Genomic DNA, 18,548 nt, shown 5'->3' on the forward strand with positions numbered 1-18,548 from the left:
CCCTGAGTGTACTATCGAGAGCAATAATCGCGTTTTGGGCGAGTCGCCGCCAATTGCCTGCGCCGCATCGACATGACAGGACCGGCATGGCAGGAGAGCGCATGCGACTGGCGGAACAGGTGACATTCGGGGGCGGCGGGCTGGACCGCGCGGCGCATCTGCGCACCGACCCGGCGCGGCTGGCCGGCCTGTGGGCCGCACCCGGGGCGCGCGTGGCGCTGCTCTGGCGGGGCAAGCCGCTCGTCGCGGCGGGGGCCCTGGGCGCCGTGGAGCCCGGGCACCCGCTCTGCTCCGGTGCCTTCGAGCGGGCGGTCTTCCTCGGCCTCGCCGCGGGGCGGCCGCACTTCGCGGTCGACCTGTCCGACTGGCACCCCGACGAGATCCCCGACACGCTCGGCGCCTTTCTCGACCCGTCGGAACAGCGCCACCCGGACCTGCCCGACGACCACGCCTTCACCGAGATCCGGCGCGTCATGACGCAACTGTCCGCGCTCGACGCCGAGCTTGCGGCGACCGCCCGGGCGCTTCTCGGCTGGCACGACACACACCGCTTCTGCGCCCGCTGCGGCGCCGAGAGCCGGGTGGCGCAAGCCGGCTGGCAGCGGCTCTGCCCGGCTTGCGGCGCGCATCATTTTCCGCGCACGGACCCGGTGGCGATCATGCTGGTCACGCATGGCAACGCGGTGCTTCTCGGCCGGTCGCCCGGCTGGCCCGAGGGCATGTTCTCGCTGCTTGCGGGCTTCGTCGAACCCGGCGAGACGATCGAGGCGGCGGTGCGCCGCGAGGTGGCCGAAGAGGCCGGCATCCGGGTCGGCCGCGTGGACTACCTCGCCAGCCAGCCCTGGCCCTTCCCGACCTCGCTGATGGTCGGCTGCCATGGCCGGGCCACGACCACCGAGATCACCATCGACCCGGTCGAGATCGAGGCGGCGCGCTGGGTCAGCCGCGAGGAGCTGGTCGCCGCCCATGCCGGGGACCGGAAAGACCTGCTGCCCGCGCGGCACGGCGCGATCGCCCGGTTCCTCATCGAAGCCTGGCTTTCCGACCGGCTGGATTGACCCGGGCGCCCGAACTGGAAGGGGACGACAAGCGATGCAGTTCTTGGCACGAGAGGAGGTCGCGGCCCCGATCGACACGGTCTTCGCCGCGATCTCGGATTTCGAGTGGATGGAACGCGCGGCCCTGCGGCGCGGCGCCGACGTCGCGCGGGCGGACAGCCTGGCCGCGCCGGGGCCGGGCATGGCCTGGATCGCCGAGTTCGACCTGCACGGCAAGCGCCGCAGGCTGGAAACCGCGATCACGACCTACGCCCCGCCCGACAGGATCGTGCTCCAGTCGCATCTCGAGGGGCTCGCGGGGGTCGGCACCGTCGACCTCGTCCACCTCGCGCCCTCCCGGACGCGGATCGCCGTGGCCGTGCATCTGCGCCCGCAGACGCTGGGCGCGCGCGTGGTGCTTCAGACCGTGCGGCTGGCCAGGACAGGGCTCTCGGACCGCTTCAACTCCGGCCTCCACCGCTTCGCCCGGGAAATCGAGGCGGGCCGCTTCGGCGACGCCGGCGCCTGACCGCGCGCTCTCGGGCCGCGGCGCGCACATGACGCGGGGCGGCCCGTTCTTCGTGGTCCGGGTCCCGTCGCACACCAGCGGTCCGAGCGCGACGGGCGCCGCCGGCCGCCGCAGCCGCGCCAAATGGCGTCAGTGCCGTTTGCGGTCCGCCGGATAGACTCCGAGGATTTCCAGCCGCGAGGTGAAGTAGTCGAGTTCCTCCAGCGCGCGGGCGACATGTTCGTCCTCGGGATGGCCCTCGATATCGGCGTAGAACTGGGTCGCGGTGAACGAGCCGTCGACCATGTAGCTTTCCAGCTTGGTCATGTTCACGCCGTTGGTGGCGAAGCCGCCCATCGCCTTGTAAAGCGCCGCCGGAATGTTGCGCACCTGGAAGATGAAGGTCGTCATCATCCCGAGCTCGCCGCGCCGGGCCCGGTCCGGCTCGCGAGCCATCAGCAGGAACCGGGTGGTGTTCTTGTCGTGGTCCTCGATGTGGCGCGCGAGGATGTCCAGCCCGTAGATCTCGGCGGCGAGGTCGCCGGCGAGCGCGGCAAGCGTCGGGTCCCCGGCCTCGGCCACATGCCGGGCCGACCCGGCAGTGTCGGCGCCGGTGACCCGGTGAATCCCGTGCGCACTCAGGAAGTCGCGGCACTGGCCCAGCAGGACCGTGTGGCTCATCGCGTGGGCGATGTCGGCCAGCTTCGCCCCATGCGTGGCCAGCAGGTTGATATGCACCCGCACGAAGGCCTCGTCGACGATATGCAGCCCCGAATGCGGCAGCAGGTGATGGATGTCGGCTACCCGGCCATAGGTGGAATTCTCGACCGGCAGCATCGCCAGGTCGGCCTCGCCGGTGCGCACCGCCTCGATCACGTCCTCGAAGGTGCGGCAGGGCTGCGCCTCCATCTCGGGGCGGGCGACATGGCAAGCCTGGTGCGAATAGGCGCCGGGTTCGCCTTGGAAGGCAATGCGATTCGTCATGGGGCGCCCCGTGCGTGCTGGCGGTTCTGCGATCTGCGAGTGGTTAATACAGCTTGCATTGGCGGAGTTGAAGCGCATAGGAAAGGGCCGGGAACAAACGGGAACACGACATGTCCGGGCTTATGGCCTTCGTCAAGATCGTGGGCGGCGTCTGCATCGCCGTGGTGATCTTCACCCTTTTCAACCTCGCCGCCTCGGGCCTCTATACCGATCGCGGCCTCGACGAGCCGGCCTATGTAGTGATCGAGGACGAGGACGCCCCGACCGACGCGGCCCCGGTCGAGGAACCGACCTTCGAGGAACTGCTGGCCAGTGCCGATCCGTCCGCGGGCGAGTCGGTGTTCCGGGAATGCCGCGCCTGCCACAAGGTTGCCGAGGGCGAGCATGCGGTCGGGCCGTCGCTCCATGCGGTGGTGGGCCGGCAGGTCGCCTCTGCCGAGGGCTTCGACTATTCCGAGGCGTTCCTCGCGCTCGAAGGCGAATGGACGCCCGAGCGGATCGACGCCTTCATCGCCAACCCCCAGTCCTACGCCCGGGGCACCGCGATGACCTATGCCGGCCTTCGCGATGCCGAGGATCGCGCCGACGTGATCGCCTATCTCCAGTCGCTGGGGATGTAACACCGTCGGCCGCGCCGCGGCGCGGCCGACCTAGCGGCCGCCCTGCTGGTCGTCCTCGTCGTCCTCGTCGCCATCGTCGTCGGGCAGATTGAAGAAGCTGTCGGCGTCGGGCACGTTCTCGTCCGGCTTTTCCTCGTCGTCGCTGCCCGAAAGCGAGAACGTCTCGAGCCCCGAGATCGCGGTGGGCATTCTCGGCTCGGGCTCCATCTCCAGCGCCTGCTCGGTCGAGACCAGCTTGCGCCGCTCGTCGTCGGACATCAGCGCACCCTCGGCGGCCTTCTTCTTCGCGGCCTTCTGCACGGCGGCGTCGAGTTCGGACTGCTTGCACAGCCCCAGCGCCACCGGATCGATCGGCTGGATGTTCGCGATATTCCAGTGCGTCCGGTCGCGGATCGACTGGATCGTCGGCTTGGTCGTGCCCACCAGCTTGGCGATCTGGCTGTCGGCGAGTTCGGGGTGGAACTTCACCAGCCACAGGATCGCGGCCGGCCGGTCCTGGCGCTTGCTGAGCGGCGTGTAGCGCGGGCCGCGGCGCTTCTCCTCCCCGACGGCGGCGGGGTTGAATTTCAGCTTGAGCTTGTAGAGCGGGTCGGCCTCGCCCTTGTCGATCTCGGCCTGGTCGAGCTGGTTGTTCGCGATCGGATCGAAGCCCTTGACGCCCTGGGCCACGTCACCGTCGGCGATACCCTGCACCTCGAGCTCGTGCATGCCGCAGAACTCCGCGATCTGCTTGAAGGTCAGCGTCGTGTTGTCGACCAGCCAGACGGCCGTGGCCTTGGCCATGATCGGTTTGTTCATCGGCCTGCTCCTTTCCTACGACCAAAGGTCTCTCCTGCCGGGAAAACGGCTGCGCCGGGGTGGCGCCGATCCTCGTTTTCGGGGAGGTTGCAGCGGTATATAGTCGGCAAGTGAGACGGAGAAAAGAGAAAATGCGCTGGCTTGCGCTGTTGCTGATCGCGGCCACGATGGCCCGGGCCGAGGGCGAAACCGCGGGCCGGTTCGACTATTACGTGCTGTCGCTGAGCTGGTCGCCCACCTGGTGCGCGCTGGAGGGCGAATCGCGCGGCAGTCCGCAGTGCGACGAGGGCCGCGCCCATGGCTGGGTGCTGCACGGGCTCTGGCCGCAATACGACCGCGGCTGGCCGAGCTATTGCCAGACCGCCGAAGCGAACCCATCGCGGGCGCAGACCGGGGCGATGGCCGACATCATGGGCAGCGCCGGGAACGCCTGGCATCAATGGAAGAAGCACGGGCGCTGCTCGGGGCTCGATCCCGAGGGCTATTTCGGGCTCGCCCGCCGCGCGTTCGGGGCGGTGACCCCGCCCGAGGTGTTTCGCAAGCTGACCGAGCCGGTCAAACTGCCCGCGGCGGTCGTCGAGGAGGCGTTCCTGCAGGCAAATCCGGGCTGGCGGCCCGACATGCTGACGATCACCTGCCGGGAGGGGCGCATCCACGAGGCGCGGCTGTGCCTGACCCGCGACCTGGAACCGCGCCTGTGCGGCGACGACGTCGTGCGCGATTGCGAGATGCGCGACGCGCTGATGGACGCCGTGCCCTAGGAGACGACATCGTCGGCCCCGCCCGGCCTTCGGGCGGGGCCTGCCACCTGTCCCCGGCGGCGGTCCGGGCGCCTTCCCCCAAAGTCTCGCCCGGCGCCGCATCGGGCGGCGGTTGGTCGGCGCGCGGTCCCGCGCGCTGTCGGGGTCAGCCGCGCTTGCGGCGCCCGGCGGCGCCGAGGGCGGCAAGGCCTGCCAGCAGGAACCCGGCCGCGGCCGGCAGCGGAACGGGGGCGACGGTCACCAGGTCCTGGCTCTTGGTCGGGGCCGCGGTGGACCGCAGGAACGTCAGGCGATAACCGCCCGTCTCGCCCGACAGCGCCAGGAATTCGGCCGCCTTGTCCTCGACCGCGCCGGACGTCGCGCCGCGCAGCGCGAAGCGACCCGAGGACAGGTCGATATCGTCGCTGTCATAGACGAGTTCCCAGATCGCCACCTGGAAGGCGGCCGAGGCGATCGCGTCCGTCGCGTCGCCGTAATGCTGCGTGAACAACCGGTCGAGATTGCCGACCGCCTCGGCGCCGAGCAGGCCCGCAGCGGTTTCGTAGGGGGTCGACGTCTTGACGAGGTTGTGCGCAAGGTCCACGCACCAGGCCAGCAGCCGGTCGCCCGTGCCGACCACGTCAAACGTGAACTCGCCGCCGCGCGCGGCCTTGGCGCCACCGTCGAAGGTGAAATAGACGTTCTTTGCGCCGGTCTCCTGCCCGACATAGTCGAGTTGCAAGGTCGAGGCCGAAGCCGTCGCCATTGAGCCTGCCAGGGCCAGGCCGGCCATTCCGATTACGCGCATACTCTTTCCCCACACCAGATTACCGGTCACCACGGCAGGGCCCGAGCGGCCCCGCCTGCAATCAAGATAATCCCGTGGCGCAAAAGTGGCGAGACCGTGGCGGGAAACACTCCGTTTCGCGGGAAACGCCGCGGTCAGGCGATCTTCAGGACGATCTTGCCGACATGCGCGCTCGACTCCATGCGGGCATGCGCCTCGGACGCGGCCTCCAGCGGAAACTCGGAATCCATCACCGGCCGGACCCGGCCCGCGGCGACCAGCGGCCAGACATGGTCGCGCAGGGCGCCGGCGATCCGCGCCTTGGCAAGGTCCGATTGCGGCCGCAGGGTCGACCCCGTGATCGTCAGCCGCCGCAGCATCACCGGCGCGAAGTTCAGTTCGACCTTCGGCCCCTTGAGAAACGCGATCTGCACCAGCCGCCCCTCGTCGGCCAGCGCCTTGACGTTGCGTGGCAGGTAGTCGCCGCCGACCATGTCGAGGATCAGATTCGCACCGCCCTCCTCGCGCAGGATCGCGACGAAATCATCCTCACGGTAGTTGATCGCCCGCTCGGCCCCCAGCTCGGTGCAGGCGGCGCATTTCTCGGCGCTGCCGGCGGTGGCGAAGACCCGCGCGCCGAAGATATGCGCCAACTGGATCGCCGTGGTCCCGATCCCGGACGAGCCGCCATGGACGAGGAAGCGTTCGCCCGCCTTCAGCCCGCCGCGCATGAACACGTTGGACCACACGGTGAAGAAGGTCTCGGGCAGGCAGGCCGCCTCTTTCAGGCCGAGGCCATCGGGGATCGGCAGGACATGGGCCGCGGGCGTGGCCACGTATTCGGCGTAGCCCCCGCCGGGCAACAGCGCGCAGACCTTGTCGCCGACGGCAAGGCCCGTGACATCGGCACCCAGCGCCACGACCTCGCCCGCGCCCTCCAGCCCCGGCAGGTCCGAGGCGTCGGGGGGCGGCGCGTAAAGCCCGGCGCGTTGCAGGGCGTCGGGGCGGTTCACCCCGGCATAGGCCAGGCGAATCACGATCTGGCCCGGTCCGGGGGTCGGAACCGGGCGCTCGGCGGGGCGCAGAACCTCGGGGCCGCCGGGCTCGGAGATCTCGACGGCGCGCATCTTCTGGGGAAGGGCCATGGTCAGTCCGCGGCCTGCGCGGCCCAGCTGCCCGGCATGTCGCGCCGGCGGGCATGCGGCGGCTTGATCTGGCGGCCCAGCCAGTCCGGCCCGATCGTGAAGGGCTTGAGCAGCGGGTTCTTGCGGACCTGCGACTTGAGCTTCTCGAAGCGCATCACGCCGCCGATCCGGCGGTCGAGGAATTCCGAGGTCGCGCTGTTGCCGGGGCTTTCGTCGCCCAGCCAGTACAGCACCGTCGCCCCGTAGACCGCCGAGAGCGAGGCACGCTTGGTGTACCAGTTGACGTCGTCGGAGCTGTCGCCGAGCACGGTCCAGATGCGATCCGCGGTGCCCCAGACGAGTTTCGAGCCGTCCGCGGCGTATTGCGGAAGCGCGAAAAGCGTGGCGCCGCGGCGCACGACTTCCTTGTCGTCGACGGCCTCCAGCCGGTAGCGGACGGCCAGCGCGACCTTGTCGCGGAACCGCATCTCGGTCATGTCGGTCTGCGCGAGGCGGCGCGCCATCTCGTCGTCGCCGCGCTTGTGAAAGGCGACGGCCAGGTCGACGGCGCCGCGCGGGCAGGCGGCGCGGGCCAGCGCCGGGTCGACACCCGAATCGGCGATCGCCGCGCGGAAGGATGCCTCGCTCCACCCGTCGAAGGGCACGTGCATCATCGCCGCGTCGAGCAGCGCCTCCCTCGTCTGGTCCAGGCCGTTCGTCGTCTCGGTCATCGGAGCCCTCCTGTTGCCGGGTCGGTTCTATGGACAAGCTAGCCAGCCGTTGGTATAAGGCCACTTCCTGCTGTCAATCGCAACTCTAACGGAAAGGTGGTGACAACCACATGCAGGTGACCGTTCGCGACAACAATGTCGACCAGGCGCTTCGGGCGCTGAAGAAGAAGCTTCAGCGCGAGGGCGTGTTCCGCGAGATGAAGCTCAAGCAGCATTTCGAGAAACCGTCCGAGAAGAAGGCGCGCGAGAAGGCCGAGGCCATCCGCCGTGCCCGCAAGCTGGCGCGGAAGAAGGCCCAGCGCGAAGGGCTTCTCTGAGCCCGTCGACATGGCGAACAGGGGGCTTCGGCCCCCGAAGCGACGACCCCCGCGGCCCTGCCCGGGGGTTTGTTGTTTGCGCCCTCCGGGGCCGCGACGGGCGATCGGAATTCCATCGGAATTCCATCGGACTTTCATCGGACTTTTGTCGGACCCTGCAGGCAGCCCCCCCGGCCGGTGCGCCGGCCCCGGCCCGCACGGCTCAGCCGCGGTCGGCCTGCCCGTAGCCCGCGGTGAACTGCGCCACCGCCTCGGCAAGCTGGGCGTCGCTCAGCGTCGGCGGATCGCCCAGCAAGAGCGCACCGTGATACTGGCGGGCCAGCGCCTCCACCTCGACGGCGAGCCACATCGCGCGGTCCAGCGTCGCCTCGGCCGCCAGCATCCCGTGATGCGCCATCAGACAGGCCTTGCGCCCCTCCATCGCGGCGATGATCCGGTCGGACAGCGCCTGGGTGCCGAAGGTCTCGTACGGGGCGCAGCGGATGGTCCCGCCCCCCGCCGCGGCGACCATGTAATGCACCGCCGGGATCTCCATGTGCATGATCGCCAGCGTCGTGCAGTAGGGCGCGTGGGCATGGACCACGGCGCCGAGTTCGGGCCGCGCGCGCAACAGGTCGAGGTGGAAGCGCCATTCCGAGGACGGCTTGCGCGCCCCGTGCGGCGTGCCGTCCATGTCGAGCGCGACGATGTCCTCGGGCACCATCTCCTCGTAGGGGATCGAGCTGGGGGTGACGAGAATCCGGTCGCCCTGGCGGACGCTGATATTGCCGGACGACCCCTGGTTCAGCCCGACCGCGTTCATCTTCAGGCAGGCGGCCACGATTGCCGCGCGCGTCTGGTCCTCGTCCATCCCGGCCTCCATCCTTCGCGCCCCTATACCGGCAAGGCGGTGGTCTTGAACACCGTTCTCAGCGCAAAGGAGGATTGCATCCGGGTCACGCCGGGCAGGCGCGTGAGGTATTGCCGGTGGATGCGGGCGAAATCCTCGCTGTCCTCGGCCACCACCTTCAGCAGGTAATCCGCGCTGCCCGCCATCAGGTGGCATTCCATCACGTCGGGCACCCGCGCGACCGCCTTTTCGAACGCCTCCAGCACCTCGTCGGCCTGGCCCGACAGCGTGATCTCGACGAAGACGGTCGTCGGCCGGCCGACCTTGCGCGCGTCCAGCAGCGCGACATAGCCGCGGATGAAGCCCGCCCGCTCCAGCCGGCTGACCCGGCGGTGACAGGCCGAGGGCGAGAGGTTGACCCGTTCGCTGAGATCGGCGTTCGAGATGCGCCCGCGCTTCTGAAGTTCGCGAAGCAGGCGCCGGTCCATGTCGTCAAGCTGCATGTACGAGCAAGGTCCTTCGATCAATCGCGCCCTTGTTGCACGATTCTGCCCCAGATGCACGGCCTCGCGCTATCAGAAATCAATGCATCGCCCCGCCGTCTGCGGCATCCTGCCGCCAGGAGGAAGGAGAGTTTCATGCGCATCGGATGCCCGAAGGAAATCAAGCCGCAGGAATACCGCGTGGGGCTGACGCCCAACGCCGCGCGCGAGGCGGCGGCGCACGGCCACGAGGTGCTGATCGAACGGGGCGCCGGGCTGGGCGCCGGGTTCACGGATGCCGATTACGACGCCGCCGGGGCGACGCTGGCCGACCGCGCCGGGGACGTGTTCGAGCGGTCGGACATGATCGTGAAGGTCAAGGAGCCCCAGGCGGCGGAACGCAAGCGGCTGCGGGCGGGGCAGGTTCTGTTCACCTATCTGCACCTCGCCCCCGACCCCGAGCAGACCCGCGACCTGCTGGACAGCGGCGTGACCGCCATCGCCTATGAAACCGTCACCGACACGGCCGGCGGGCTGCCGCTTCTGGCGCCGATGTCCGAGGTGGCGGGGCGGCTGGCCGCGCAGACGGGCGCCTGGGCGCTGCAGAAGGCCAATGGCGGGCGCGGCGTGCTGATGGGCGGCGTGCCGGGCGTGGGGCCGGCCGAGGTCGTGGTGGTCGGCGGCGGCGTCGTGGGCACGCACGCCGCCCGGATCGCCGCGGGGATGGGGGCCGAGGTGACGGTGCTGGACCGGTCGCTGCCGCGGCTGCGCTATCTCGACGACGTGTTCGGCGCGACGTTCCGCACGCGCTATTCCTCGGGCGGCGCGCTGGCCGATCTGCTGGGCCGGGCCGACATGGTGGTGGGCGCGGTGCTGATTCCCGGCGCCGAGACCCCCAAGCTGGTGCGGCGCGCCGACCTTGCGGGCATGAAGCCCGGCGCGGTGCTGGTGGACGTGGCGATCGACCAGGGCGGCTGTTTCGAGACCTCGCGCCCCACGACCCATGACGCCCCGATCTACGAGGTCGACGGGGTCGTGCATTACTGCGTCGCCAACATGCCGGGCGCGGTGCCGAGGAGTTCCACCATCGCGCTGGGCAACGCGACGATGCCCTACATGCTGGCCCTGGCCGACAAGGGCTGGCGGCAGGCCTGCGAGGACGACCCGCACCTGCTGGCGGGGCTGAACACCCATGCCGGGCACCTGACCTACTACGCGGTGGGCCGGGCGCAGGGACTCGACGTGCTGTCGCCGCATCTGGCGCTGAAGGAATAGCGGCGCGGGGGCCGGGCACCCCCGCCCCCGAACGCTCGGCCGCGCGCCTTCAGCACGTCGCGGATCTCGGCCGGAAGGTCCGCGGCGGTGGGGCCCCCGGGCTTTTCCGCCGCGGGCGTGGCGGGCATCGCCGCCGCCTCGATCCCGCTCACCGGCCTGACCCGCAGGACCACCACCCGGGCGACGATCGGGAAATCGATCGGCGCGGTGATGACGTTGCCGCGGGCGATGTTGCAATTCCGGTGGCGGTTTCCCAGAACGGCGGCGAAATCCTGTCGAGGGGGACCCGATGACCGAAGCGATTGACCACCCCGTCACGAAACGCTGGCCGCCGCGCACGCCGGGGGCGATCCAGCTTTATTCCTTTCCCACGCCGAACGGCGTCAAGGCCTCGATCATGCTGGAGGAGACGGGGCTTGCCTATGACGCGCACAGCGTGTCGATCCTGGAGGACGACCAGTTCGCCCCGGAATTCCTGGCGCTGAACCCCAACAACAAGATCCCCGCGATCATCGATCCCGACGGGCCGGGGGGCGAACCGCTGCCGCTGTTCGAGAGCGGGGCGATCCTGATCTACCTGGCCGAGAAGACCGGCAAGCTGCTGCCCGCCGAGCCGCGCGCGCGCTACGAGGTGCTGCAATGGCTGATGTTCCAGATGGGCGGCGTGGGGCCGTTCTTCGGGCAGATGGGCTTCTTCGTGAAGTTCAAGGGCAGCGAGATCGAGGATCCGCGCCCGCGCGAGCGCTATGTCGGCGAATCCGTCCGGCTGATGACGGTGCTGGACCGGCGGCTCGAAGGGCGGGACTGGGTCTGCGACGCGTACTCCATCGCCGACATCGCCATCGCGCCCTGGCTGCGCACGGTGGTGACGACCTACGACGCGGCCGGGATCGTCGGCTGGGACGGCTTCCGCAACCTGCCGGCCTATCTCGACCGCTTCCTTGGCCGCGAGGCCGTTCAGCGCGGCCTCGCGCAGCCGCCGCGGAACTGACCGCCGGACGGCGGGCGCGCCTGGGCGCCGGTCCGGCCATACCGCATCGGGCGGGGCCGCGCGCCGAGGCGCGCGGCGCCTCCGGCGGGAGTATTTGGGCCAAGAAGAAGGCGGCCGGGCCGCCACACGGGAGCGGGCCGGCGGCCACGCGCGCCGCCTGCGGCCGCGTGGCGATCCGAGGCGGTTGCAGGCGGCGCGCCGGGCTGGCGCGGCGCGGGCGTGACGCGCTCCCGCGCGTGGCGCTGCCCGTGATCTGCGGGCCGCCGCCGCGGGCCGCGCGGGCGGGCGTCCCGGGGCGATCCGGGCCTGCGCCGATCTGGGTCGCGCTGCCTCGCGTGGGGGGGCGACCGGCGCGCCCATCGATCGCGCAGCCCCGCGCACCGATGTCGATGCGCGGGGCCGGATTGGGGAGGGCCGCGCGGTCCCGGGCCCGGTGGTCCTCAGAACTCGTGCCAGGCGCCGGCGTTCGCGGCCATCGCGCGGCCCGCCATCGGCGCGACCGCCTCGTCGCGGGTGTCCGCAGCGGCGCGGAACGCCGGCGCGCGCGCCGCCCCGCCGGCGTGGCCCTTCAGGCGGAAGCGGGACACGAGCGTTTCCATCGTCGAGGATTCCTGTTTCAGGGTCGCCGCGGCGGCGTTGGTTTCCTCGACCATGGCCGCGTTCTGCTGGGTCACCTTGTCGAGTTCCGTCATGCCGACGTTGATTTCGCCGAGCCCGACGGATTGTTCGCGGGCGCCGGTCGCGATGCCGCTGATGAGATCGGCGATGTTGCCGACGCGGTCCACGATCTCGATCAGCGCATCGCCGGTGCGATTGACCAGGGAAACGCCGGACTCCACGTGCCTGGTGCTGGTGGAAATCAAGTCCTTGATCTCCTTGGCGGCCTCGGACGACCGCTGCGCCAGCGCGCGCACCTCGGAGGCGACCACGGCGAAGCCGCGGCCCGCCTCGCCCGCGCGCGCCGCCTCGACGCCCGCGTTGAGCGCCAGGAGGTTGGTCTGGAACGCGATGTCGTCGATCACGCCGATGATCTGGCTGATCCCGTCCGACGAGTTTTTGATCTCCGCCATGGCGCCCATCGCGTCCTTGACCACGCGGCCGGACTCCTCGGCGTTTCCGCGGGTTTCGCGCACCGCCGTTTCGACCTCGGCCGCGCTTTCGGACGCCGCCCGGACGCTCGAGGTCATCTCGTCGAGCGCCGCGGCGGTTTCTTCCAGCGTGGCGGCCTGGTTCTCGGTCCGCCGCGAGAGATCGTCCGAGGCCACGCTGATGTCGTTGGACCGCGCGTTGATCTCGGAGGCGTTCTCCACCACCGAGCCGAGAAGCTCGCTCAGGGTGTCGACCGCGGCGTTGAAGTCGCGGCGCAGGCGATCGCGGCCGCCCGAGAACTCCTTGTCGATCGTGTAGGTCAGGTCGCCCGACGCCAGGGCGGTGAGCCCGCGGCCGAGCAGTTCGATGGCCGCGGCCTGGTCCTCCTGGTCGCGCTCCTGCGCGGCTTCGGCGTCCCTCGCCTGCTGCAACTTGCTGCGCAGCGCGTCGAGACTGCGGGCGATCACGCCGATCTCGTCGGCGCGGTGAACCTCCGGCACCTCGTTGTCGAGCGCGCCGTCGGCCACCCGGGTCATGGCCCCGCTGACATGGGCCAGCGGCTGGCCGACCATGCGCTTGAGCAGGAAGGTGGCACCGGCCACCAGCGCCACGAACAGCGTCACGATCACGGCCATCATGGGCGCCGTGTCGGAGACGACATGGCCCATCATCTTGCTGTCGGTCCAGACCGCGCCGAACGCGCCGACCACCCGGCCGCTCTTGCCGTAGTGAATCGGAATGGCGATCATGAAGCGGTCTTCGAGCTCGGCGATCTCGCCGGTCGAGAGCGCGGTTCGTGCCAGCGTGGTCAACGCGCCGCGCGTCTCGGCCTCGGCGTCGCCCTGTTCATCGACGAGATTTCCGGCGCCGTCCCAGACCATGAGCTGGACGAACTCTTCGCCCGCGTTCGCGACATGTTCGTCGAGCGCGGCCTGAATCGCCACCTCGTTCTCGAACACGATGTGGCCGCCCAGTTCCTTGGCGCTGGCATGGGACACCTGTTCGAGAAGCTTGACCACCGAATCGTCGACCAGCGAGGTGCCGGTGCGCACCGAGGTCACGGTCAGAAGCGTGGCGACGATCAGGGTCGTGCCGGCGATCAGGCCGGCGATGCGGAGGAAGACGGAGGATCGCACACCGGCTGCCGTCGCAGTGTCTGTGGTTGGTTGCATGTCGGGTCTCCTGGTGCGCGTTCACATGAACTCTTCGGCATCGACGGCGACGGTCATCGCGCCGATCGGGGTTCCGGTTTCGGGGTCGAGCAGGGGAAACGAAATCTGGGCCTGGTACTTCTGGCTGGACTCGTCGTACTCGATCTCGCCGAGATGGATGGCATTCGGTCCCTTGCCGTAGGTCTGCCGGTGCTTGGCCTCGTCGCCCTGCCAGTAGTCGGAGGGCACGCTGGACGTGGCGACGTTCAGGCCGCGCGCATCCATCACGATGATCTCGGTCACGGCGCCGCGCATATCGACCAGCCGCGCGCGGAGCGCCTCGGAGGCGGGATGGCCGGTGATCCGGTCGATCAGCGGGGAGGACGCCGCGCCGATCTGGTCGCGCCATTCCCGGTCGAGCCGGTCGATATCGTCCTGCGAATGACCGGCGGTCTTGGCGTTCTGCGCGATCACGGCGTTCAGGACGACGGGATCGCCGGTCCAGGGCCGAACGGATGTTTCGAAGAAGGTCTTCATGTCGGCGTCGTAGGGGCCCGCGGTGGCCGCCGCGGCCACCGACCAGAACGCCCCCGCCACCAATGCGCGTCTCGTTCCAAGCATATGCATGCCTCTCGTTCCCGGTCTCGGACCGTGATGCCCCGTTCATGGCGCTAAAGGTCCGGTCTCAAAAAATCGCTAACGGTCCCCCGCCCGGCCGGTGATCCAGAGCGGCGCGCGGCTCCACCTCGGCGGCGTTCTCCGCTTCCGGCGCGGCCTGACGCTCTGCCTCGGGTTCGGGGCGCGCATCGGGCAACCCACTCTGCCGAAGCAAGAAATCGTCGCCGGCAGGCGGCGTGGCGTGGCGTGGTGACTCGTCTCGTCGGCGCGGAGTATCGCCCCACGATTGCGGCGTTTTCGGTCTGAGAAAGTGCTTAGAATTGGTCGAATAACGAGTCGGCGCGGCAGCGGCCGGATCGTCGCGCAGGCCGCGCGCCGACGGGCGCTGACGGGCGCTGACGGGCGCTGACGGGCGCTCGATCCTCCAAACGCATATTTTCGCCCTTTGCCGGTGCGGACATTCGAGCGAGGATACCTGCGCATCGGCCGGCGGACGGTGCGATTCCGCCTGACAGCAGGGCGGTCGGACGGGGGGAGGCGACACTGTGAGCATCCGGCAGGACGCCGGCGGGAGGACCGGGGCCGACGCGGCGCGTGGCGTGACGAGCGGCCCGGGGTTCATCGCCAGGCGGTGGCGAAGGCCTCTGCGCGCAGGGGCCGACGCGGCCGCGCGGTCTCGGGCAGCGACGGGTGTCGCAGCTTTCAGCGGATCGCGCGGCAAGGCCGCGAGATCGTCGGGAGGGGACTGCAAGGGATGATCCGAAAGCCCCTTCCCTCCGCCCTCCTCCTCGCGGCGCTGTCCGCCGCCACCGCGGCGCATGCCGAACTGCCGCTTTTCGCCGCCACCTGCCCGATCGGCGGCAACGTCGACGCGGACCGGACCGGGACGGTCCGGGTCGGGGGCACTGTCGCCACGGTCAGGGAGTTCAACCCGACCTACTACGAAGCGACCCATGACGGCGTGACCTACAGCATCAGCCACGAAGGCGGCGGCCAGGGGCTGATCGTGAGCTTCTCGGCCTCCGGCGGACGCAACGGGATATGCACCATCCTGTCGGCCGGGCCGGTGCCGGGCGGCGGGTCGACGGCCCGCGGGGGCCTGCTGCCCGAGGAGGATTTCTTCGTCGTCGACCTGTCGTCCCCCGGCGGGCGGCTCAACATCCGCAACGCCCCGCGCCCGTCGGGCGAGCTGCTGGGCACGATTCCGAATGGCACGAACGTCATCAACCGGGGCGGCTGCACGATGTCGGACGGCGCGCAGTGGTGCAAGGTCCAGGCCGAGGGCGGCGGGGCGACCGGCTGGGTCGCGGCGCGCTTCCTGCGGCTGCCCGGGCCGGGCGGCGGCGAGTCCGCGGCGACCGCCGACGACGGCGGCGGGGCGATGGCCGGCCGCGGCGGCAACACCGTGCGCGTGCAGTTCGCACCGGGCACGACAGGGACGGAACTGACCGGCCAGCTTCTGCCCGGACAGTCGCGGCGCTACGTGCTGGGCGCGGCGACCGGTCAGGACCTCTACTTCCGGCTCGCCGCGAACGGTCCGGGGATGACATACGTGATCTACAACCCCGATGGGTCCGTCATGCAGGACGAGGTCGGCGCCGATCGGGAGTTCCGGACCCAGCTCTGGCAATCCGGCGATCATACCATCGAGGTCTACAACACGGCGAACGGCGCCCAGTCCTACAACGTGATCTTCGGGATCGAATGACGCGGCCCCGTCGCGGTCGACCCGCCAACAGCAGAGGAGAGAAGCATGACCCGGACATTCAGACTCATCGCGGGGCTTGGCGCGCTTGCCGCCCTGAGCGCCTGTGTCGAGACGACGGGGGGCAGCGCCGCGCAGATGCCGGTGGCGCCGGGCAGCCCGGCCTTCATCACCGGCATGTCCCCGGATGTCAGCCAGGCCGCGATCAATTCCTGCCGCTCGGCCCTGGCGTCCCAGACCACGGGCGGCGTCACCGTGGTCGGCAGCGAGTTCTCGCAGGCCAACAGCGCCGTCTACATGCGCGTCGGCGCGAATGGCGCGCCGTGGCGTTGCCTCGTCTCGAATGACGGGCGCGGGCCGGATCTGATGTTCATGGGCAGCGAAGGCTTCCTCTGACCGGAACGCCCCCCGGGGCGGACCGCGCGTGCGGGGGCCCCGGGGGCGAAACAGACGGAGTCATCCATGCTCGACACCCTCGGCACACCCGTCAGATACGCGATCATCGGCTGTATCGGCCTCGTTCTGGGGTGGTTCATCTCGCGCCTGCTCTTTGACGAGGTGGCGGCCACCTGGTGGTCCTCGGCGCTCGCCGGCGCCGTGGGCGGCTATATCGGCGGCTGGCTCAAGGAGAGGCGTGACCGGTCATGAGCCGGCCCGCCAAGCTGTGCCGCCTCGTCACGGGGGGCTTCATCGTTCTCTACGTGGCGGCGCTCGCGCTTCTGGCGATCGGCACGTTCGGGGTGTTCGGGCAGCCGCGCGATCCGCTTTCGGGGGTGTTCCTCATCCCCCTGGGCCTGCCGTGGAACCGGATGATCGACGTCTTTCCCGAGCCCCTGTGGCCCTGGCTGGCCGCCGCGGCGCCGGCGGTGAATGCCGCGCTTCTGATCACGTTGTGTCGCATGCTGAACGGGGCGGCGCGCGGTCACGAATGATGTCGAAAACGAAAGGACGGAACGGTTGGCAAGGTTCTGATCGGTTTGGCGGGGGTCCTGGTCGGTGCGATCGTCGGCGCGCTTCTGATCGCGCCGGTGATGCTGGGCGCCGGGGCGGGCACGGGCATCGCCGTGGGCATGAAGACGGCCGCATGCATCATGCAGGAGGCCGAGGAGGCGGGCATCGTGACCGCGGAGCAGGCGGAGCAGATCCGCGCCCTGGCCGCGGCGGAGTTCGGCGCGGACGTGCCCGAAGGGGAGAGCATGGGCGGCCCCACCGATTGCGCTACCTTCATGGACGAGATGCGGGCCGCCGCCTCCGAGTGAGGGGACGGTGGTGCCGCCCTTCGGTGGGGCGGCAATCGAAGCAGGGGGGACAGGACAGGACATGACGCAGGATCTCGGGTTCCGGCCGGGGCGCCGGGCGTTTCTCGCGGGCGCGGGGGGCGTGCTGCTGGCGGCCTCGGGCGCGCTGGGCCAGCATGTCTTCAAGGAACTCCACGAATTGCAGCCCGGCGAGTTCACCTGGCATCCCGAGCGCCAGCCCCGCGGGCCCGTGGCGGTGATCGTGTCGCTCGACGAGCAGCGGGTGCATGTCTACCGGGGCGGCGTGCGGATCGCGGTCTCGACCTGCTCCACCGGCAAGCCGGGGCACGAGACGCCCACCGGCGTCTTCGTGGTGCTGCAGAAGGATCGCGACCACCGCTCCTCGACCTACAACAACGCGCCGATGCCCAACACCAACCGGCTGACCTGGGACGGGATCGCGCTGCACGCGGGCAACCTGCCGGGCTACCCGGCGTCGCACGGCTGCGTGCGGCTGCCGCTGAGATTCTCGGCGCTGCTGTTCGAGGTCACGCATCTGGGCACGCCGGTGATCATCGCCGACAGCCACAGCGCGCCGGCCGAGGTGGTGCATCCGGGGCTGGTGCTCTCGGGCTACGCGGAAGCCGAGTTCGAGGAGGTGCTGGCCACGCTGGAGGACCGCAAGCACCCGTCGGACTGGGCGCTGGACGACGCCCATCCGATCACCTCGCTGATCGCCTCCTCCTACGACGCGAAGCTCGTGGTGATCGAGAACGACCGCGCGGTGGCCGAGGGGCGGCTGCTCTGGGACGGCGACCCGCTGGGGGCCCATGTCTACGTGCTGACCGGCGCCCATGACGGCGCGCGGGGCATGCACTGGGCGGCGCTGAGCTATGACGGCGCGGGGGCAGAGGCGATGCACGACCTGCGCCGGGTGCGCACCGAGCCGGAGTTCGCCCGCGACCTCAAGCGCCACGTCCATCCGGGCATGCTCTTCGTCTTCACAGACCTGCCGCTCCACCCGGACCGCCGCTCGGGCCGCGACTTCGTCATCATGTCGTGAGAACCGTCCGCCAGCCGGAACGCGATCGGAGAGAGAAAAATGAGGATCGACTCCATTCATGGCGGATTGGCGCCGGTCCGAGGCGGGGGCGGCGGACGCATCCCGGGCACGGCGTTCGCCAAGGCCAATTCCGTCGCGGTGCTCCGGGAGGCCAGCACCACCGTCCGGGCATGCCTGGTATCGAATGACGCCCCCCACTGTATCGCCGCGCCGGGCGGTGCGCCGGTCCACCTGTCCGCGCGTCCCGACCATGCCGAGCGCAGGAGTGGGGGCCGACGGCTGGCATGCCGATGCCCACGGCAACCTGAACGTTCATGGCGGGCCATCACGCCGCGCGCCGGGCCGTCCGGATGGGGACCTGGTGAGATGAAACGGACCCGCGTCACCGTCGCTGCGCCGCCGCTCGCCCACGCAGCCGCGCTGAGGCGGGGCAAGGGGCACGGCCGGTTGGATGGGCGCGC

22 protein-coding genes are annotated in these 18,548 nt (G+C 70.2%); 13 read left to right on the top strand and 9 right to left on the bottom strand.

All coding sequences use genetic code 11. The annotated features are described in order from the left end of the window. Positions 1-101 precede the first annotated feature (101 nt). Both nudC and BUR28_RS10450 read left to right on the top strand, forming a co-directional pair. The gene (gene nudC, locus BUR28_RS10445) at positions 102-1,058 is read left to right on the top strand and encodes an NAD(+) diphosphatase (protein WP_074220063.1); all 957 of its coding nucleotides are present in this window, start codon (positions 102-104) and stop codon (positions 1,056-1,058) included. A 34-nt stretch (positions 1,059-1,092) separates the two neighbouring features. After that, complete coding sequence (locus BUR28_RS10450) at positions 1,093-1,566, top strand: SRPBCC family protein (RefSeq protein ID WP_074220064.1); 474 nt, start codon at positions 1,093-1,095, stop codon at positions 1,564-1,566. 129 nt (positions 1,567-1,695) lie between these two features. Here BUR28_RS10450 and BUR28_RS10455 read toward each other — a convergent pair whose 3' ends face one another. Then, on the bottom strand, positions 1,696-2,529 hold the full coding sequence (locus tag BUR28_RS10455; RefSeq protein WP_074220065.1) for a prephenate dehydratase: 834 nt from the start codon (positions 2,527-2,529) through the stop codon (positions 1,696-1,698). A gap of 110 nt (positions 2,530-2,639) precedes the next feature. Here BUR28_RS10455 and BUR28_RS10460 point away from each other — a divergent pair, with 110 nt between their 5' ends. After that, positions 2,640-3,149 (top strand): c-type cytochrome, encoded by a 510-nt coding sequence (locus BUR28_RS10460; protein ID WP_074220066.1) that lies wholly within the window; start codon positions 2,640-2,642, stop codon positions 3,147-3,149. 30 nt (positions 3,150-3,179) lie between these two features. Here BUR28_RS10460 and BUR28_RS10465 read toward each other — a convergent pair whose 3' ends face one another. Continuing rightward, entirely contained in the window at positions 3,180-3,947 is a 768-nt protein-coding gene (locus BUR28_RS10465) for a DUF1013 domain-containing protein (protein WP_074220067.1), read from the bottom strand. Positions 3,948-4,078: 131 nt separating this feature from the next. On the opposite strand from BUR28_RS10465, the gene BUR28_RS10470 reads away from it, so the two are divergent. After that, a complete protein-coding gene (locus BUR28_RS10470) occupies positions 4,079-4,708 on the top strand; it encodes a ribonuclease T2 family protein (protein ID WP_074220068.1) in 630 nt (209 codons plus the stop codon). 145 nt (positions 4,709-4,853) lie between these two features. On the opposite strand, the gene BUR28_RS20085 is transcribed toward BUR28_RS10470, so the two are convergent. From BUR28_RS20085 to BUR28_RS10485, 3 genes are all read right to left on the bottom strand, one after another. After that, positions 4,854-5,453, bottom strand: coding sequence for a VPLPA-CTERM sorting domain-containing protein (locus BUR28_RS20085; RefSeq protein WP_254813731.1), 600 nt, complete (start codon positions 5,451-5,453; stop codon positions 4,854-4,856). Positions 5,454-5,629: 176 nt separating this feature from the next. Continuing rightward, positions 5,630-6,619 carry an NAD(P)H-quinone oxidoreductase gene (locus tag BUR28_RS10480; protein ID WP_074220070.1) on the bottom strand — a complete coding sequence of 330 codons (990 nt, stop codon included), beginning with the start codon at positions 6,617-6,619 and terminating at the stop codon, positions 5,630-5,632. A 2-nt stretch (positions 6,620-6,621) separates the two neighbouring features. After that, on the bottom strand, positions 6,622-7,329 hold the full coding sequence (locus tag BUR28_RS10485; RefSeq protein ID WP_074220071.1) for a COQ9 family protein: 708 nt from the start codon (positions 7,327-7,329) through the stop codon (positions 6,622-6,624). A gap of 110 nt (positions 7,330-7,439) precedes the next feature. On the opposite strand from BUR28_RS10485, the gene rpsU reads away from it, so the two are divergent. After that, positions 7,440-7,646: a 30S ribosomal protein S21 gene (rpsU, locus tag BUR28_RS10490; protein WP_074220072.1), complete on the top strand. Its 207-nt coding sequence runs from the start codon at positions 7,440-7,442 to the stop codon at positions 7,644-7,646. A gap of 202 nt (positions 7,647-7,848) precedes the next feature. Here the strand turns inward: rpsU and BUR28_RS10495 are convergent, their stop codons facing one another. Together BUR28_RS10495 and BUR28_RS10500 are read right to left on the bottom strand one after the other, a co-directional pair. Beyond that, positions 7,849-8,496 carry a class II aldolase/adducin family protein gene (locus tag BUR28_RS10495; protein ID WP_139307552.1) on the bottom strand — a complete coding sequence of 216 codons (648 nt, stop codon included), beginning with the start codon at positions 8,494-8,496 and terminating at the stop codon, positions 7,849-7,851. Positions 8,497-8,519: 23 nt separating this feature from the next. After that, positions 8,520-8,978, bottom strand: coding sequence for an Lrp/AsnC family transcriptional regulator (locus BUR28_RS10500; protein WP_074220074.1), 459 nt, complete (start codon positions 8,976-8,978; stop codon positions 8,520-8,522). 135 nt (positions 8,979-9,113) lie between these two features. On the opposite strand from BUR28_RS10500, the gene ald reads away from it, so the two are divergent. Both ald and BUR28_RS10510 read left to right on the top strand, forming a co-directional pair. Further along, positions 9,114-10,232: an alanine dehydrogenase gene (gene ald / locus BUR28_RS10505; RefSeq protein ID WP_074220075.1), complete on the top strand. Its 1,119-nt coding sequence runs from the start codon at positions 9,114-9,116 to the stop codon at positions 10,230-10,232. A gap of 289 nt (positions 10,233-10,521) precedes the next feature. Continuing rightward, positions 10,522-11,223, top strand: coding sequence for a glutathione S-transferase N-terminal domain-containing protein (locus BUR28_RS10510; RefSeq protein ID WP_074220076.1), 702 nt, complete (start codon positions 10,522-10,524; stop codon positions 11,221-11,223). Positions 11,224-11,663: 440 nt separating this feature from the next. On the opposite strand, the gene BUR28_RS10515 is transcribed toward BUR28_RS10510, so the two are convergent. Together BUR28_RS10515 and BUR28_RS10520 are read right to left on the bottom strand one after the other, a co-directional pair. Then, a complete protein-coding gene (locus tag BUR28_RS10515) occupies positions 11,664-13,484 on the bottom strand; it encodes a methyl-accepting chemotaxis protein (protein WP_083626596.1) in 1,821 nt (606 codons plus the stop codon). A gap of 21 nt (positions 13,485-13,505) precedes the next feature. Then, positions 13,506-14,084 carry a hypothetical protein gene (locus BUR28_RS10520; RefSeq protein ID WP_074221604.1) on the bottom strand — a complete coding sequence of 193 codons (579 nt, stop codon included), beginning with the start codon at positions 14,082-14,084 and terminating at the stop codon, positions 13,506-13,508. 751 nt (positions 14,085-14,835) lie between these two features. On the opposite strand from BUR28_RS10520, the gene BUR28_RS10525 reads away from it, so the two are divergent. The 6 genes from BUR28_RS10525 (at position 14,836) to BUR28_RS10550 (ending at position 18,087) form a co-directional block, all read left to right on the top strand. Further along, positions 14,836-15,789, top strand: a complete 954-nt coding sequence (locus BUR28_RS10525; protein ID WP_074220078.1) for an SH3 domain-containing protein — start codon at positions 14,836-14,838, stop codon at positions 15,787-15,789. 45 nt (positions 15,790-15,834) lie between these two features. Then, positions 15,835-16,182 carry a hypothetical protein gene (locus BUR28_RS10530; protein WP_074220079.1) on the top strand — a complete coding sequence of 116 codons (348 nt, stop codon included), beginning with the start codon at positions 15,835-15,837 and terminating at the stop codon, positions 16,180-16,182. 66 nt (positions 16,183-16,248) lie between these two features. After that, a complete protein-coding gene (locus BUR28_RS10535) occupies positions 16,249-16,434 on the top strand; it encodes a hypothetical protein (protein ID WP_074220080.1) in 186 nt (61 codons plus the stop codon). Then, on the top strand, positions 16,431-16,718 hold the full coding sequence (locus BUR28_RS10540) for a hypothetical protein (protein WP_074220081.1): 288 nt from the start codon (positions 16,431-16,433) through the stop codon (positions 16,716-16,718). Before BUR28_RS10535 ends, BUR28_RS10540 begins: the two co-directional genes overlap by 4 nt. Positions 16,719-16,763: 45 nt before the next feature. Beyond that, entirely contained in the window at positions 16,764-17,045 is a 282-nt protein-coding gene (locus BUR28_RS10545) for a hypothetical protein (RefSeq protein WP_074220082.1), read from the top strand. A 61-nt stretch (positions 17,046-17,106) separates the two neighbouring features. Next, complete coding sequence (locus BUR28_RS10550) at positions 17,107-18,087, top strand: L,D-transpeptidase (protein ID WP_074220083.1); 981 nt, start codon at positions 17,107-17,109, stop codon at positions 18,085-18,087. Positions 18,088-18,548 lie beyond the last annotated feature (461 nt).

Source organism: Rhodovulum sp. ES.010 (assembly GCF_900142935.1).
Taxonomy (GTDB): Bacteria; Pseudomonadota; Alphaproteobacteria; order Rhodobacterales; family Rhodobacteraceae; genus Rhodovulum.

Bases quoted from the DNA above. Each gene is read 5' to 3' on its own strand.
- nudC (WP_074220063.1), top strand. From the start codon at position 102: ATGCGACTGGCGGAACAGGTGACATTCGGGGGCGGCGGGCTGGACCGC.
- BUR28_RS10450 (WP_074220064.1), top strand. From the start codon at position 1,093: ATGCAGTTCTTGGCACGAGAGGAGGTCGCGGCCCCGATCGACACGGTC.
- BUR28_RS10455 (WP_074220065.1), bottom strand. From the start codon at position 2,529: ATGACGAATCGCATTGCCTTCCAAGGCGAACCCGGCGCCTATTCGCAC.
- BUR28_RS10460 (WP_074220066.1), top strand. From the start codon at position 2,640: ATGTCCGGGCTTATGGCCTTCGTCAAGATCGTGGGCGGCGTCTGCATC.
- BUR28_RS10465 (WP_074220067.1), bottom strand. From the start codon at position 3,947: ATGAACAAACCGATCATGGCCAAGGCCACGGCCGTCTGGCTGGTCGAC.
- BUR28_RS10470 (WP_074220068.1), top strand. From the start codon at position 4,079: ATGCGCTGGCTTGCGCTGTTGCTGATCGCGGCCACGATGGCCCGGGCC.
- BUR28_RS20085 (WP_254813731.1), bottom strand. From the start codon at position 5,453: ATGGCGACGGCTTCGGCCTCGACCTTGCAACTCGACTATGTCGGGCAG.
- BUR28_RS10480 (WP_074220070.1), bottom strand. From the start codon at position 6,619: ATGGCCCTTCCCCAGAAGATGCGCGCCGTCGAGATCTCCGAGCCCGGC.
- BUR28_RS10485 (WP_074220071.1), bottom strand. From the start codon at position 7,329: ATGACCGAGACGACGAACGGCCTGGACCAGACGAGGGAGGCGCTGCTC.
- rpsU (WP_074220072.1), top strand. From the start codon at position 7,440: ATGCAGGTGACCGTTCGCGACAACAATGTCGACCAGGCGCTTCGGGCG.
- BUR28_RS10495 (WP_139307552.1), bottom strand. From the start codon at position 8,496: ATGGACGAGGACCAGACGCGCGCGGCAATCGTGGCCGCCTGCCTGAAG.
- BUR28_RS10500 (WP_074220074.1), bottom strand. From the start codon at position 8,978: ATGCAGCTTGACGACATGGACCGGCGCCTGCTTCGCGAACTTCAGAAG.
- ald (WP_074220075.1), top strand. From the start codon at position 9,114: ATGCGCATCGGATGCCCGAAGGAAATCAAGCCGCAGGAATACCGCGTG.
- BUR28_RS10510 (WP_074220076.1), top strand. From the start codon at position 10,522: ATGACCGAAGCGATTGACCACCCCGTCACGAAACGCTGGCCGCCGCGC.
- BUR28_RS10515 (WP_083626596.1), bottom strand. From the start codon at position 13,484: ATGCAACCAACCACAGACACTGCGACGGCAGCCGGTGTGCGATCCTCC.
- BUR28_RS10520 (WP_074221604.1), bottom strand. From the start codon at position 14,084: ATGCTTGGAACGAGACGCGCATTGGTGGCGGGGGCGTTCTGGTCGGTG.
- BUR28_RS10525 (WP_074220078.1), top strand. From the start codon at position 14,836: ATGATCCGAAAGCCCCTTCCCTCCGCCCTCCTCCTCGCGGCGCTGTCC.
- BUR28_RS10530 (WP_074220079.1), top strand. From the start codon at position 15,835: ATGACCCGGACATTCAGACTCATCGCGGGGCTTGGCGCGCTTGCCGCC.
- BUR28_RS10535 (WP_074220080.1), top strand. From the start codon at position 16,249: ATGCTCGACACCCTCGGCACACCCGTCAGATACGCGATCATCGGCTGT.
- BUR28_RS10540 (WP_074220081.1), top strand. From the start codon at position 16,431: ATGAGCCGGCCCGCCAAGCTGTGCCGCCTCGTCACGGGGGGCTTCATC.
- BUR28_RS10550 (WP_074220083.1), top strand. From the start codon at position 17,107: ATGACGCAGGATCTCGGGTTCCGGCCGGGGCGCCGGGCGTTTCTCGCG.